The sequence below is a fragment of the Kribbella sp. NPDC043289 genome (genome assembly GCF_056436705.1).
Window position 1 is genome coordinate 63,624 of sequence record NZ_JBWKCB010000013.1, and the last position, 14,772, is coordinate 78,395.

Annotated in this window: 12 protein-coding genes; 8 read left to right on the forward strand and 4 right to left on the reverse strand. The window is 68.2% G+C overall.

Annotated features, from left to right (window positions below; all coding sequences use genetic code 11):
• Positions 1-112 precede the first annotated feature (112 nt).
• The 3 genes from AC0662_RS40850 to lpdA form a co-directional block, all read right to left on the reverse strand.
• A complete protein-coding gene (locus AC0662_RS40850; protein ID WP_478307387.1) occupies positions 113-1,000 on the reverse strand; it encodes a TIGR01777 family oxidoreductase in 888 nt (295 codons plus the stop codon).
• Positions 1,001-1,159: 159 nt separating this feature from the next.
• Complete coding sequence (gene sucB, locus AC0662_RS40855) at positions 1,160-3,016, reverse strand: 2-oxoglutarate dehydrogenase, E2 component, dihydrolipoamide succinyltransferase (RefSeq protein ID WP_478307389.1); 1,857 nt, start codon at positions 3,014-3,016, stop codon at positions 1,160-1,162.
• Positions 3,017-3,144: 128 nt separating this feature from the next.
• Positions 3,145-4,524, reverse strand: a complete 1,380-nt coding sequence (gene lpdA, locus AC0662_RS40860; protein ID WP_478307391.1) for a dihydrolipoyl dehydrogenase — start codon at positions 4,522-4,524, stop codon at positions 3,145-3,147.
• Positions 4,525-4,709: 185 nt separating this feature from the next.
• Between lpdA and AC0662_RS40865 the strand changes: the two genes are divergently transcribed.
• Both AC0662_RS40865 and AC0662_RS40870 read left to right on the forward strand, forming a co-directional pair.
• Complete coding sequence (locus AC0662_RS40865) at positions 4,710-5,027, forward strand: hypothetical protein (protein ID WP_452204792.1); 318 nt, start codon at positions 4,710-4,712, stop codon at positions 5,025-5,027.
• Positions 5,028-5,034: 7 nt separating this feature from the next.
• Positions 5,035-5,364, forward strand: a complete 330-nt coding sequence (locus AC0662_RS40870; protein WP_478307393.1) for a cupin domain-containing protein — start codon at positions 5,035-5,037, stop codon at positions 5,362-5,364.
• Here AC0662_RS40870 and AC0662_RS40875 read toward each other — a convergent pair.
• Positions 5,353-6,846, reverse strand: coding sequence for a leucyl aminopeptidase (locus AC0662_RS40875; RefSeq protein WP_452204794.1), 1,494 nt, complete (start codon positions 6,844-6,846; stop codon positions 5,353-5,355). The genes AC0662_RS40870 and AC0662_RS40875 overlap by 12 nt on opposite strands.
• Before the next feature lie 98 nt (positions 6,847-6,944).
• Here AC0662_RS40875 and gcvT point away from each other — a divergent pair, with 98 nt between their 5' ends.
• From gcvT to AC0662_RS40905, 6 genes are all read left to right on the forward strand, one after another.
• Complete coding sequence (gcvT, locus tag AC0662_RS40880; RefSeq protein ID WP_478307395.1) at positions 6,945-8,045, forward strand: glycine cleavage system aminomethyltransferase GcvT; 1,101 nt, start codon at positions 6,945-6,947, stop codon at positions 8,043-8,045.
• A gap of 494 nt (positions 8,046-8,539) precedes the next feature.
• Positions 8,540-9,547, forward strand: coding sequence for an ABC transporter permease (locus tag AC0662_RS40885; protein WP_478307397.1), 1,008 nt, complete (start codon positions 8,540-8,542; stop codon positions 9,545-9,547).
• Between the two features lie 41 nt (positions 9,548-9,588).
• Positions 9,589-11,346 carry an ABC transporter substrate-binding protein gene (locus tag AC0662_RS40890; RefSeq protein WP_452204797.1) on the forward strand — a complete coding sequence of 586 codons (1,758 nt, stop codon included), beginning with the start codon at positions 9,589-9,591 and terminating at the stop codon, positions 11,344-11,346.
• A 95-nt stretch (positions 11,347-11,441) separates the two neighbouring features.
• Positions 11,442-12,434, forward strand: a complete 993-nt coding sequence (locus tag AC0662_RS40895; protein ID WP_452204798.1) for an ABC transporter permease — start codon at positions 11,442-11,444, stop codon at positions 12,432-12,434.
• Positions 12,431-13,615, forward strand: a complete 1,185-nt coding sequence (locus tag AC0662_RS40900) for an ABC transporter ATP-binding protein (RefSeq protein ID WP_452204799.1) — start codon at positions 12,431-12,433, stop codon at positions 13,613-13,615. Before AC0662_RS40895 ends, AC0662_RS40900 begins: the two co-directional genes overlap by 4 nt.
• 18 nt (positions 13,616-13,633) lie before the next feature.
• The gene (locus AC0662_RS40905; protein ID WP_452204800.1) at positions 13,634-14,653 is read left to right on the forward strand and encodes an ABC transporter ATP-binding protein; all 1,020 of its coding nucleotides are present in this window, start codon (positions 13,634-13,636) and stop codon (positions 14,651-14,653) included.
• The last annotated feature ends 119 nt before the right edge of the window (positions 14,654-14,772 follow it).

The window sequence follows — 14,772 nt, forward strand, 5'->3', positions numbered from 1 at the left end:
ACAGCAGGACGGAGCGTGCCCGGTGAGGGGTCCTGGGTTGGCCGCGACCGTTGTCATGAACTAATATTAGAACAAGTGTTCGAGCCACCCAAATGAAGGGTCGCCCAGAGATCTAGGACAAGGCGGCGGAGATGGCGGCAGCGACCGTTGGGTGGTGGAAGGTGAAGCCGTTGGATTGGAGACGCGTTGGCAGCGCGCGTTTGCTGCCGAGGAGTTCCCACGCGAATTCGCCGAGCGCGGCCTTCATCAGCAGCGCCGGTACCGGTACGAACGCGGGACGGTGCAGCGCCATTGCCAATGCATCGGTGAACTCGATGTTCGTCGCCGGCGTCGGTAGCGCGACATTCACCGGGCCGCTCACCTCATCGTGTTCGGCCACGAAACGAACAGACCGGATCCAGTCCGTCAGCGACACCACCGGGAAGTACTGACGACCTGACCCGAGACGTCCACCGAGACCCATGCGGAAGGGAAAGGAGAGCAGTTGGAACGCCGGAGCTTTGCGATCGAGGACGACGCCCGTGCGCAGCGCGGCCACGCGGCTGCCGGCCGCCTGTGCGGGTTCGAGCGCGCCCTCCCACAGCCGGACCACCTCGGACAGGAAACCGTCCCCGAGTGCGGAATCCTCGGTCAGGATGCGATCGCCCAGATCAGTCCCGTACCCGCCGACTCCGCTCTGCGTGATCAGCACCGGCCGCCGGTCGAGTTGCTTGACCACCTCGGCGAGCGTTGCGGTGGTGGCGACGCGGCTCTCCCGGATCGTCAGGCGGTACGTCGGTGTCCACGGGCGCCCGATGTTCGCGCCGGCCAGGTTGACGAGGACGTCGGGATCGCCGAGCGCGTTGGCGTCGAGTTCGCCGCGGGCCGGGTCCCAGCGCAGCTCGTCGGGCGCGCTGGGAGCGCGCCGTACCAGCCGGAGGACTTGGTGGCCGTCGGCAACCAGGTCGCGGGCGAGGGCCTTGCCGAGGAGGCCGGAAGCACCGGCCAGCACGTACTTCATCCCGCTCTGCTCCTTGTCGGGTTCGTGGTACTCCGTGATGCGGGCGGCGTCAGTAGTGGCGAGAACGGTGGCGGAAACTGTGGCAAAACAGTGGCGGAAAACAAAGGCGCCGGTGCCTGTCTCCGGGGAGACGGGCACCGGCGCCTGCGTTCGGTCCGATCAGACGTCGAACTGGGCCTCTTCGAGGCGCTGCTTGACCGCGGTCAGGTAGCGGGCCGCGTCGGCGCCGTCGACCAGACGGTGGTCGTAGGTCAGCGCCAGGTACACCATCTGCCGGATGGCGATCGTCTCGCCGAGCTCCGGGTGGGTGATCACGACCGGGCGCTTCACCACGGCACCGGTCCCGAGCATGCCGACCTGCGGCTGGTTCAGGATCGGGGTGTCGAACAGCGCGCCCCGGCTACCGGTGTTGGTGATGGTGAACGTGCCGCCCGCCATCTCGTCCGGCAGCACCTTGTTGGTCCGGGTGCGGTCGGCGAGGTCGGCGATCTTCTTCGCCAGGCCGGCGATGTTCAGGTCGCCGGCGTTGTGCACGACCGGGACCATCAGGCCGCGCTCCACGTCCACCGCGATGCCGAGGTGCTCGGCGGCGTGGTACGTGATCTCGCCCTTCTCCTCGTCGATCGAGGCGTTGAGCTTCGGGTACTGCTTCAGCGCGTCGACCGCGGCCAGCGCGAAGAACGGCAGGAAGGACAGCTTGACGCCCTCGCGGGCCGCGAACTCGTCCTTCTTCTTGTTCCGCAGCTTCGCGATCTCGGTGACGTCGACCTCGACCACGGTGGTCAGCTGCGCCGAGACCTTCAGCGAGTTGACCATGTGCGCCGCGATCGCCTTGCGGATCCGGCTCATCTTCTCGGTGGTGCCGCGCAACGGGCTGATCGCCGGGGCCTTCGCTGCGGGGGCAGCGGCCGCAGCCGGAGCAGCGGCGGCCGGGGCTGCCGCGGCAGCCTTCTTGGCCTCGGCGGCGGCGATCACGTCCTGCTTGCGGATCCGGCCGCCGACGCCGGTGCCCTGGACAGCGTTCAGGTCGACCTGGTGCTCGGCAGCGAGCTTGCGGACCAGCGGAGTTACATAGTTCGGACCGTCGGTCGCGGCACCGTTGGGGGACGCAGCCGGAGCGGAAGCCGCGGGTGCCGGAGCAGCAGCCGGTGCCGGAGCAGCGGCCGGAGCGGGGGCGGCGGCAGGAGCCGGAGCGGCCTGCGGGGCAGGCGCGGCAGCGACCGGAGCCGGAGCCGGAGCCGGAGCCGGAGCCGGGGCAGCGGCCGGAGCGGGAGCCGGAGCAGCAGCCGGGGCCGGAGCAGGAGCGGACTCGGCCGGTGCAGCAGGAGCCGCCGCGGCGGTCGGGGCAGCGTCGCCGGAGCCGACGACGGCGAGCTCGGCGCCCACCTCGACAGTTTCGTCCTCCGCGACCTTGATCTCCAGCAGCTTTCCGGCGACCGGCGACGGGATCTCGGTGTCGACCTTGTCGGTGGAGACCTCGAGCAGCGGCTCGTCGACCGCCACGTCGTCGCCGACCTGCTTCAGCCAGCGGGTGACGGTGCCCTCGGTAACGCTCTCACCGAGCGCGGGCAGCGTGACCGAAGTACCGGAAGCAGGAGCAGCCGGCGCAGCGGCAGCAGGCTCAGCAGCAGGCGCGGGAGCAGCGGCGGCCGGAGCGGCGGCAGCCGGAGCAGCGGCCGGAGCCTCAGCCTGCGGGGCCGGGGCGGACTCGGCGGGCGCAGCAGCCGGCGCCGGCTCGGTGGCAGGCTCGGCCGGTGCGGCGGGGGCCGAACCCTCGCCGGCGTCGCCGATGACGGCCAGTTCGGCGCCGACCTCGACGGTCTCGTCCTCGGCGGCCTTGATCTCCAGCAGGGTTCCGGCCACCGGAGAGGGAATCTCGGTGTCGACCTTGTCGGTCGAGACCTCCAGCAGGGGCTCGTCGACGGCAACCGTGTCGCCGACCTGCTTGAGCCAGCGGGTGACGGTTCCTTCGGTGACGCTCTCCCCGAGGGCCGGCAGGGATACAGAGGTCGGCATGACGGTCGTTGCTCCTTCGTCTGATCGGTCGAGTGTCAGCCTACGGTGCCGCCGGAGCGAGCGGGATCCGGGTCACGGACGCCCGCAGGCTCTCAGCAGCTCAAACCTACTGAAAGGTTCCAGCAGGGTCAGTCATGGAAGTGCAAAGGTTTCCCCGCGAGTGCCAGGTGGGCCTCGCCGAGGGCTTCGTTCTGGGTCGGGTGGGCGTGCACGAGCGGCGCGACGTCGGCCGGGTACGCCTCCCAGTTGTAGATCAGCTGGGCCTCGCCGATCAGCTCGCCGACACGCGAGCCAACCATGTGCAGACCAACTACCGCGCCGTCGCGAGCGCGCACCAGCTTCACGAAGCCGGACGTCTTCAGGATCTGCGACTTGCCGTTCCCGCCGAGGTTGTAGTTGAGGATCTCGACGTCGCCGTACTTCTCCCGGGCCTGGTCCTCGGTCAGTCCGACCGACGCGACCTCCGGCTCGGAGTACGTGACCCGGGGGATCCCGGCCTCGTCGATCGGCGCCGGCGACAGCCCGGCGAGGTGCTCGGCGACGAAGATGCCCTGCTGGAAGCCGCGGTGCGCGAGCTGCAGCCCCGGCACGATGTCGCCGACCGCATAGACGCCGGGCACGCTGGTCTGCAGCGTCGCGTCGACGGTCACGAACCCGCGGTCGAGCGCGACGCCGACCTCTTCGTACCCGAGACCCGTGGTGTTCGGTCCGCGGCCGACCGCGACCAGCAGTACCTCGGCCTCGATCACCTCGCCGCCCGCCACGGTCACCCGTACGCCGGAATCAGTCACCGCGACCGACTCGAACGGCGTACCGGTCTTGAAGGCGATCTTCCGCTTCCGGAACGCCCGCTCCAGCGTCTTCGAGCAGTCGGCGTCCTCGGCCGGGACCAGCCGCGGCAGCGCCTCGACGATCGTCACCTTGGTGCCGAACGACGTCCACGCGGACGCGAACTCGACCCCGATCACGCCGCCACCGAGAATCACTGCGGACTCCGGAACCCGGTCCAGGGTCAGCGCGTGCTCGCTGGCGATCACCCGCTGCCCGTCGAGTTCGAGACCGGGAAGCGACCGCGAGTAGGAGCCGGAGGCAAGAATGACGTTCCGGCCGGTGTACGTCGTGTCGCCGACCTGCACGGTGGTCGGGGAGGTCAACCGCCCCTCGCCCTCGATGACGGTGATACCGCGAGCCTTGAGCTGCCCCTGCAGACCCTTGAACAGCCGGTCGACGACGCCGTCCTTGTACTTGTTCACACCGCCCATGTCGACGCCCTCGAGCGTCGTCCGGACACCGAACTGCTCGCCCTCGCGGGCGGAGTCGGCGACCTCGGCCGCGTGCAGCAGGGCCTTGGTCGGGATGCACCCACGGTGCAGACAGGTCCCGCCGACCTTGTCCTTCTCGACCAGCGCCACGGACAGGCCGAGCGTGGCGGCGCGCAGTGCGGCGGCGTACCCACCGCTGCCGCCTCCGAGAATCACCAGGTCGTACGTCGTACCACTGTCAGTCACAGGTTCCTCCGTGGGTCTGGTCCGGGGCTGACGGTCCCGGATCGCGGGGCCGGCCCGGCGTCATCCTTTCACCGATCGCACCCGGAACCACCGCCGGGCCGGTCGCGGCGCGCCTGCCGGAACCGGCCGCAACCGTTATCCAGGATTCCGGGCCCCGACTTGCACACATAGTGGACACTGTCGTCATGAAGTGGTTCGGTCGCCGGCAGAAAGCCGGAACGATGCGCCGGGCGGACTCCCCGGACCAGGCGCACCTGCGGGACTTCGCCCAGACCCGGCAAGGCGTGGAGGGTTTCGTCGAGCCGCGGACCGCGGTCACCGACTACACCCTGCTGCTGGTCGCGATCGACGGTGAGTGGACCCGTCGCCGCGTCCCGTCGGTGAAATGGGCGCACGACTTCGCGAACCGGCTGGGCATCCCGTCGTACGACGCGGCCGTGGTCGGGTACCCGCCGCGGATGCGGGAGTACAACGCCCGAATGAAGCGGAACGGCAAGGCCTAACCCGTCCATGAAAGAACAGCGCGAGTTCTTCCCCACTGGTGAACTCGCGTGGTCGGACGCGGGCGGCGGGATCTCGGAGAGGATCCTCAGCCAGGCCCCCGACGGCACGCTGACCCGCCTGGCGCGCTGGGCGCCCGGGACGACGTCAGGCGACGAGATCATTCGTCACCAATACATAGAAGAGGTGTACCTGCTCGAGGGTGAGCTGACCGATCTCACCCTCGACCAGACGTTCCGCCCCGGCGACTACGCCTGCCGGCCGCCGGGGATGCCGCACGGCCCGTACCTGACGACCGCCGGCTGCGTGATGCTGGAGATCCGCTACTCAGCTCGCTGAGGCAGCCAGCTCGACCAGGGTGCGGACCGCGTACCCGGTGCCGCCGTTCGGGGTGTAGCCGGACGCGCCGCCGTCGTTGAACGCCGGGCCGGCCACGTCCAGGTGCACCCACTCGATGCCGTCAGCAACGAAGTCGCCGAGGAACGCGGCCGCCGCCAGCGCGCCGCCCCAGGCCTCGCCGGTGATGTTCGCCAGGTCCGCGACCTTGGAGTGCGACTTCAGCTTGTCGAGCATCTCGGACGGGATCGGCAGCGGCCACATCGACTCACCGGCCGCGACGCCGGCGTCCACCACCCGGTCGCGCGCGGCGTCGGTGTTGCCGAACGCGCCCGCCACCTTGGTGCCCAGGGCAACGACGCAGGCGCCGGTCAGGGTCGCCACGTCGACGATCAGGTCGGGCTGGTCCGCGGACGCCCGGACGAGCGCGTCGCCGAGCACGAGCCGGCCCTCGGCGTCGGTGTTCAGCACCTCGACGGTCTTGCCGCCGTACATGGTGAGGACGTCGGACGGGCGGGCCGCCGAACCGGACGGCATGTTCTCGGCCATCGCGGCGTACGTCGTCACCTGGACCGGGAGACCGAGTCGCGCGATGGCCAGCGTCGCGCCGATCACCGCGGCGGCACCCGCCATGTCGGACTTCATGCTGACCATGCCGGTCGACGTCTTCAGCGACAGGCCGCCGGAGTCGAACGTGATGCCCTTGCCGACGAACGCCAGGTGCGTCACCGGCTTCTTCGGCGTGTAGGTCAGCCGGACCAGCCGCGGCGGGTTGGTCGAGCCCTGGCCGACGCCGAGAATGCCGCCGTACCCGCCCTTGGCGAGCGCCTTCTCGTCGAGCACCTCGACCTTGACGCCGTACTCCTTGCCGAGCTTGACCGCGTCGGCCGCGAACTCGGCCGGGTGCAGGTCGGACGGCGGGGTGTTCACCCAGTCGCGCACCTGGGCGACGGAGTCGGCGGTCACCTGCGCGCGCTCGAGCGCGGCCTTGGCGTCCTTGTTCCGGGCCAGGTCGGTGAGCACGGTCAGGTTGCCGGGGGCCTCGGTGGTGTCACCCGACTTGTACGCCGTGAACGCGTACCGACCGAGCAGCGCGCCCTCGGCCACCGCGCGGACGCACTCGGCGTCGGGCGTCGGCAGCGCGAACGCGACGGACTGGCTGATCTTCACGGCCCGGACGCCGGTGCCGGCCGCGACCCGCAGGTCCTCGGTCTTCAGTTCGCCGTCGGGAGCCGCGCCGAGACCGACCGCGATCAGCGTCGCCGACTTGCCCGGCTTCGGGCCCGGCACCTTCGTCACCTCTCCGGCCTTGCCGGTGGCGCCGAGGCCGGCGAGCACCTCCACCAGCTTCCCGCCGTACGCGGCGTTCAGCGACTCGGTGCCGGCCGGCAGAGCGACGCCGCCGCCGAGTTTGACCACGCCGATGACCACGGCGTCGGTCTTGACGCCGGCGGCATCTGACTTGCTCAGGGTGATGGTGGTCACGAAATCCTCAGTCCTCCTTGACCGGCGACTCAGACGGCCGGTCGTGACGGTACGTGCAAGCTGCCTCCGCATGCTACGCGTCAGGTAGTTTCGCCTCCATGACCGAGTCGTCTGATCTGAAGAAGTCGCCCCTGCACGAGCGTCATGTCGCGCTCGGTGCCAAGTTCGCCGAGTTCGGCGGCTGGGAGATGCCCCTGGAGTACGCCGGGGTCGTGGCGGAACACACCGCGGTCCGGACGTCGGTCGGCGTCTTCGACGTGAGTCACCTCGGTAAGGCGACGGTCAAGGGTCCGGGCGCGGCGGCGTACGTGAACGCTTGCCTGACCAACGACCTCGGCAAGATCACCCCGGGGCAGGCGCAGTACACGCTGTGCTGCAACGAGCGCGGGGGAGTGGTCGACGACCTGATCGCTTACCTGCACGCCGACGACGACGTGTTCCTGATCCCGAACGCGGCCAACACCGCCGAGGTGGTCCGGCTGCTGCAGGAGAGCGCGCCCGACGGCGTCGAGGTCACCAACGTCCACGACGACTACGCGATCCTCGCGGTGCAGGGCGCCAAGAGCGACGAGGTGGTGGCGGCGATCGGCCTGCCGACCGGCCACGACTACATGTCCTTCGACGTCGCCGACTTCCGCGGTACGCCGGTCGTGGTGTGCCGGACCGGTTACACGGGCGAGCGCGGGTACGAGCTCGTCGTACCGAACGCTGCCGCGGTGGCCGTGTTCGACGCGTTGCTGGACGCCGGTGCGCAGTACGACATCGCCCCGGCCGGGCTTGGAGCCCGGGACACGCTGCGGACCGAGATGGGGTACCCGCTGCACGGCCAGGACATCTCTCCCGACATCACGCCGGTGCAGGCGCGCTCCGGATGGGCTGTCGGGTGGAAGAAGGAGCACTTCTGGGGCGACGAGGCGCTACGGGCCGAGAAGGAGCGCGGACCGGCCCGGATCCTGCGCGGCCTGCTCGCGGCCGGACGGGGCATCCCGCGGCCGCACATGTCGGTCCTGGATCAGTCCGGCGCGGCCCTCGGCGAGGTCACGTCCGGGACGTTCTCACCGACGCTGAAGAAGGGCGTCGCGCTGGCGCTGCTGGACGCGGCGGTAAAGGAGGGCGACGAGGTCACCGTCGACATCCGCGGCCGTCAGGAAACCTTCAACGTCGTCAAGCCGCCGTTCGTCACCGTGCACGTCCGTTAGATACCGCGCTAATGCAATCGGGATCACCGACCGGTGATCCCGGGCAATTCACGCGGTACCCCTTCGCGGTTCGTTTTCCGGCCCCGCGGCCGGCGGGCGAACCGCGTACTCATGTCCATGCGGGCTGCCGAATGCTACGAAGCGTCACGATCACGCCATTGGCACCAATGGTTACGATTTGTAACATACTGGCACAAATTGGCCACTGACGAGCCTGTGCCGACGCGCTTCGCGAAGGATTGACTGCGAACGGTGACGAAACGGGGCAAATGTTCCGTTCCAGTACCCGTTCCGGTAACGATTTGTGCACTGGTGCCGGGCACCGCTGGTTTGGTGTCACAGTGTCAGGCAGGCTAGCGCGCGGTTAGGGGGAAGCGCCCTGTCAAGGGGATTTGACGCAAGCCCAACCAGACAACAAAGATCCGGCACGCTATCCACCGATGGGCGCCGGATCAACGGACCGAAATCCGGCCGACTGAGCTGACGGAGTGCGAATGAGTATTGGGTCGCCCGACTCGACCGTAGGGGTCGAAGAACACCCGGCGTCGGCGGAGCCGACCCGCACCGCGGCCACTCCGCACGGGAAGTCTCCGAGCCGGATCGCCTTCGAGCGGCTCCGCAAGGACCGGGTCGCGGTGATCTGCGCGACGATCGTGCTGTTCTTCATCCTGGTCGCGGTCTTCGCGCCGCTGCTGGCCAAGCTCGAGGGCCAGGACATCGGTACCTTCCACACCGACCTGGTGGACGAGTACGGCTTCCCGACGATCGGCGCGAACGGCTCGCACTGGTTCGGTGTCGAGCCGAAGACCGGCCGGGACAACTTCGCCCGCTGGGTGTTCGGTGCCCGCCCGTCGCTGATCATCGCGTTCCTGGCCACCGTCGTCGGGACCGTGGTCGGCGTCGTGATGGGTCTGCTGGCCGGCTTCCTCGGCGGCTGGACCGACCGGGTGATCTCGTGGCTGATCGACTTCGTGCTGAGCCTGCCGTACCTGCTGTTCGCGATCGCGCTGGTGCCGATCGTCGAGTCGATGCGCGGCGGTTCGTTCAACCTGGGCCCTGAGCAGCAGGCGGACATCCGGTTCTACGTGCTCATCTTCGTGCTCTCGTTCTTCGGCTGGGCCGGCCTGGCTCGCATCATCCGCGGCGAGGTGCTCTCGCTGCGGGAACGCGAGTTCGTCCTCGCCGCCAAAGCGATCGGCGTACCCACCCGGCAGGTGCTCTTCAAGGAGCTGCTGCCGAACCTGGTGGCCCCGATCGTCATCTCGGCCTCGCTGTCGCTCCCGGCGTACGTGACCGCGGAGGCCGGTCTGTCCTTCCTCGGTGTCGGACTCGTCGAACCGAAGCCCTCCTGGGGGCAGACGATCGCGGTCGCCACCAACTGGTTCAAGGCCGACCCGATGTACCTCTGGCTGCCCGTCATCGGGATCACCGCTCTGGTGCTCGCGCTGGCGCTGCTCGGAGACGCCATCCGGGACGCCTTCGACCCCAAGACTCGCCGGTAGTTCGGCGATTGCCCCAGCGGCAGAAAAGGAGAAACCCGACCATGCAGTGGAAACGGATCACCGCAATCGCGGCGACGGTCATGCTGGCCGCCGTGGCTTGCGGCAGCCCGTCCTCGAACAGCGGCAACAAAGGCGACAGCAACAGCGTGGGGGGCGCCCAGGAGAAGGCCACGGACGCCACTGCGAAGGGTCCTGCGGCTGACGTAGAGGGCGCCAAGAAGGGCGGCACGATCACCGTGCTGTCGGACGTGACCCCGGACACGTTCGACCCGTCGAACACCTACTACACCGACGGCAACCAGATCGAGAAGCTGTTCTTCCGCACGCTGACGCAGTACCGCCTGGACGGCCCGGACCACAAGCCGGTCCTGGTTCCGGACCTCGCCGAAGACCTCGGTACGAAGTCGGACGACGGCCTCACCTGGACCTTCAAGCTGAAGAAGGGCATCAAGTACCAGGACGGCACGCCGGTCAAGGCCGAGGACTACGCGTACGCGATCAAGCGGTCCTTCGCGCACGACCTGTACGACGCCGGACCCAGCTACCAGATCCAGTTCTTCAAGGACGGCGAGAAGTACAAGGGCCCGTACGGCCCGGGCGGCGACACCTACGCGGGTGTCGAGACGCCGGACGACTCGACGCTGGTCATCCACCTGGCGAAGAAGTTCGACGACCTGCCGTACTACGTCGCCTTCCCGATGTTCACGCCGATCCCGAAGGCGAAGGACACCCAGAAGAACTACGAGCAGCGCCCGATGACGACCGGCCCGTACCAGGTCACGTCGTACCAGCCGGGTGCCGAGCTCAAGCTGGCGAAGAACCCGAACTGGGACCCGAACACCGACCCGGTGCGGCACCAGTACGTCGACGGCTGGGACTTCAAGTTCGCCCAGGACACCCTGAAGGTGCAGCGTCAGGTGCTGGCCAGCGCCGGCCCCGACGGCAACGCGGTGAACTACTCGAACCTGGACGTCTCGCTGCTTCCTGAGGTCAAGGACCAGTCGCAGCTGACCAAGGGCCCGTCGCCCTGCACGATCATGTACACGATGGACACCCGGAAGATTCCGTTGGAGGTCCGCAAGCTGATCGCCAAGGCGCACCCGACCGATGGTTGGCGCAAGGTGGCCGGTCTGAACCCGACCGACGACCCGCCCGCGTCGACGATCCTGCCGCCGGCCGTCCCGGGCTTCGAGAAGTACGAGCTGCCGGGCCTGAACGGAACCGGTAAGGGCGCCGAGGACGACGCGGTCGCCAAGGAGGTCAAGGACGAGCTGGCCAAGCTGGGCAAGTCGAACTTCGAGCTCAGCTGGTACTACTCGATCGACGACCCGATCTCGACCCGTACCACGCAGTTCCGCAAGCAGATGTTCGAGAAGGCCGGCTTCAAGGTCAAGGCCATCGGTGTCCCGAAGGCCAAGATCCGTACCTTCACCGGTGACCAGAACGCTCCGGTGAACATCGGCAAGACCCCGACCGGTTGGTGCTCCGACTGGCCGAGCGCCACCAGCTGGATGCCGGTGCTGTTCAAGTCCGACGCGATCGCCCTGGGCAACAGCGTCGGCCAGCTGCAGGACAAGGCCCTGGACGCGGAGATCGACGCGGTCTCGGCCAAGGAGCCGAACGAGCAGCTGAAGGAGTGGACGAAGGTCGACAAGGACATCCTGGAGAAGTACCTCCCGGTGATCCCGCTGTACTACAGCGCGAGCAACATGCCGACCGGTAAGAACATCGGGCACGCGATCAACGACCCGACACAGGGCCTCTTCGAGTTCACCTCGATGTTCCTGAAGCAGCCCTGATCGAAGTCCGTCTGATGCAGTACTGATCCACTGAACATGGCATGGTGCCCGGACCACAGTCCGGGCACCATGCCGATCGGTGAGGAGACAATCCCGTGCTCTACTTCGTGGCGCGCCGCCTGGTCAGCGCGCTCAGTGTCGTGTTGGCAACCCTGATCGCGACCTTCGCGCTGTTCTTCATCGCGCCCACCGACCCGGCCGGCGCGATCTGCGGCGAGCGCAACTGCACCACCCAGCGGTACAACGAGATCAGGACCAACCTGCATCTCGACCGGCCGAAGGCACAGCAGTTCGCCGAGTACACCGCGGGCATCTTCACCGGTCGCGACTTCACCACGTCGGGCGTCAAGCAGCACTGCGCGGCGCCGTGCCTCGGCTTCTCGTTCAAGAACGACCGGCCGGTCACCGACATGATCAAGTCCCGGTTCCCGGTGACGTTGTCACTGGTCTTCGGGTACGCCGTCCTGGTGCTGACGATCGGTGTGTTCGTCGGATCGATGGCGGCGAAGAGACGCGGGACCCTGGGCGACCGGGCCCTGATGAGCAGCACCCTGGTGATCAGTTCGGTGCCGTACTACATCGTGGCGCTGATGGTCGCTCTCTATCTGACGGTGCTCTATCCGATCCTGCCTCGAGGGGAATGGACACCACCGTCCGAGAACCCGGCGAAATGGGTCGCCGGTTTGCTGACACCCTGGTTGGTGCTCGGCATCTACAACTGCACGTCCTACGCCAGATACTCCCGTGGCTCCATGGTCGAGACACTGAGCGAGGACTTCATCCGGACCGCGCGGGCCAAGGGCCTGTCGGACCGGGTGGTCACCTACAAGCACGCGCTCCGGTCCGGGTTGATCCCGGTCGTCACGATCTTCGGTCTGGACGTCGCCGGCAGCCTCGGCGGCGCGATCTTCACCGAGCGGATCTTCGACCTCCCCGGGCTCGGCGTCCTGGTGCTGGACAGTTTGAACAGTTACGACCTGCCGGTGATCATGGGCACCGTGCTGGTCGCCTCCGTGCTCATCGTCGTGATGAACCTCCTGGTGGACATCGGCTACAGCCTGATCGACCCCCGGGTGAGGCTGTCGTGACGAATCCCGCCCCCGACGACAAGAAGGACAGCATGGCCGAGAGTGCAGCCACGCCGGCGGACGCCACGGACGGCGCTGCGACGGATACTGCTGCCGCCAAGCGTGGGCCGTCGGTCGCCACCCGCGAGCGTCGCCAGGGTTCGACCAACCCGAGTGGCGAGACGCCGTACCTGGTGGTCGAGGATCTCGCGGTGCAGTTCCCGACCGCGGACGGTCTGGTCAGCGCGGTGAACGGGCTGAGCTACTCGGTCCCGCTCGGCCGCACGCTGGCGATCGTCGGCGAGTCCGGCTCCGGCAAGTCCGTGTCGAGCATGGCCGTGATGGGCCTGCACGACCGCAAGCGGACCCGGATCACCGGCTCGATCCGGCTCGGCGGCGACGAGATCATCGGCCTCAGCGAGAGCGACCTGATGAAGGTCCGCGGCGACGCGGTCTCGATGGTCTTCCAGGACCCGCAGTCCTCGCTGCATCCGCTGTACACGATCGGCAACCAGCTGGTCGAGGCGTACCGGGTGCACCACAAGGTCTCGAAGGACGCCGCGAAGAAGCGGGCGCTGGAGATGCTCGACCTGGTCGGCATCCCGAACCCGCCGCGCCGGTTCGCGCAGTACCCGCACGAGTTCTCCGGCGGTATGCGGCAGCGCGCCATGATCGCGATGAGCCTGATCAACGACCCGAAGCTGGTGATCGCCGACGAGCCGACCACCGCGCTCGACGTCACCGTGCAGGCGCAGATCCTGGACCTGCTGAACAACCTGCAGAAGGAGTTCGGCTCCGCGATCGTGCTGATCACCCACGACCTGGGCGTGGTGGCCGAGATGGCCGACGACGTCCTGGTGATGTACGCCGGGCGCTGTGTCGAGTACGGCACCGCGCAGGACGTGCTGGCGAACCCGCGGATGCCCTACACCTGGGGTCTGCTGGAGTCGATCCCGACGGTCTCCGCGGCGAACGAGCGGCTGCGTCCGATCAAGGGTCTGCCGCCGAGCCTGCTGAACCTGCCGGACGGCTGCGCGTTCAACCCGCGCTGCCCGTACAAGGACCGGGTCAAGGGCGAACTCTGCACCACCCAGCTGCCGGAACTGCTGCCGGTGGACGGCGCCGGTGCGCACACGTCCCGTTGTCACCTGCACGACAAGGCCTCGGTGTACGAGGCCGAGGTCGCGCCGAGACTGGGCTGACGAGGGGACTGAGGAATCATGAGCGAATCGTTGTTGCAGGTCCGCGACCTGAAGATGCACTTCCCGATCAAGGAAGCCGCCGGTCTCGGCCGGACCAAGAAGGTCGTGCAGGCCGTCGACGGGGTCAGCTTCGACCTGAAGGCGGGCGCCAGCCTCGGCCTGGTCGGTGAGTCCGGCTGTGGCAAGTCGACCACCGGCCGGATGATCACCCGGCTGCTCACGCCGACGGCGGGGCAGATCCTGTTCAAGGGCACCGACATCGCGCAGCTGAAGGAGCGGGACCTGCGCCCGTTCCGCCGGCAGCTGCAGATCGTCTTCCAGGACCCGTACAGCTCGCTGAACCCGCGGCAGACGGTCAGCAACATCATCAGTACGCCGCTACGCGTGCACAACCTGGTGCCGAAGGGCAAGGAGCTCGAGCGCGTCCAGGAACTGCTGGAGCGGGTCGGCCTGAACCCGGAGCACCACAACCGGTACCCGAACGAGTTCTCCGGTGGTCAGCGGCAGCGGATCGGGATCGCCCGGGCGCTCGCGGTCGAGCCCGAGGTGATCATCGCCGACGAGCCGGTGTCCGCGCTGGACGTGTCGATCCAGGCCCAGGTGATGAACCTGCTCGAGGACCTGCGTAAGGACCTCGGGATCGCGTTCGTGTTCATCGCCCACGACCTCGGCGTGGTCCGGCACTTCTGTGACGAGGTCGCGGTGATGTACCTCGGCAAGATCGTCGAGCAGGGCACCCGGGAGCAGATCTACAACGCGCCGCAGCACCCGTACACGCAGGCGCTGCTGTCCGCGGCACCGGACCTCGGCACGATCCGTGGGGTCCCGCCGAAGGAGCGGATCCGGCTGGTCGGCGACGTACCCTCGCCGATCGACCCGCCGAGCGGCTGCCGGTTCCGGACCCGCTGCTGGAAGGCGGAGGACATCTGCGCCACCGAGGAACCGCTGCTGCAGATCAAGCCGCAGTCGACCGAGGGCCACACGGCCGCCTGTCACTTCGCCGAGCCGAAGATCGACCTGACGGCCGCCACGGCCTGAAGCCCGAGAAAGCCCCCGTCAACGGGGCGGTTTCAAGGGGTCGTCGCAACACCGCCTTGGGTTCTAGGTGGTGAGTAGATCACGCAAACGCTCGGCTGGGGTGTCCCAGTCGAGCGTTT

Coding starts and splice junctions, on each gene's coding strand:
- AC0662_RS40850 (WP_478307387.1), bottom strand. CDS start 1,000: ATGAAGTACGTGCTGGCCGGTGCTTCCGGCCTCCTCGGCAAGGCCCTC.
- sucB (WP_478307389.1), bottom strand. CDS start 3,016: ATGCCGACCTCTGTATCCCTGCCGGCCCTCGGGGAGAGCGTCACCGAA.
- AC0662_RS40865 (WP_452204792.1), top strand. CDS start 4,710: ATGAAGTGGTTCGGTCGCCGGCAGAAAGCCGGAACGATGCGCCGGGCG.
- AC0662_RS40870 (WP_478307393.1), top strand. CDS start 5,035: ATGAAAGAACAGCGCGAGTTCTTCCCCACTGGTGAACTCGCGTGGTCG.
- gcvT (WP_478307395.1), top strand. CDS start 6,945: ATGACCGAGTCGTCTGATCTGAAGAAGTCGCCCCTGCACGAGCGTCAT.
- AC0662_RS40885 (WP_478307397.1), top strand. CDS start 8,540: ATGAGTATTGGGTCGCCCGACTCGACCGTAGGGGTCGAAGAACACCCG.
- AC0662_RS40890 (WP_452204797.1), top strand. CDS start 9,589: ATGCAGTGGAAACGGATCACCGCAATCGCGGCGACGGTCATGCTGGCC.
- AC0662_RS40905 (WP_452204800.1), top strand. CDS start 13,634: ATGAGCGAATCGTTGTTGCAGGTCCGCGACCTGAAGATGCACTTCCCG.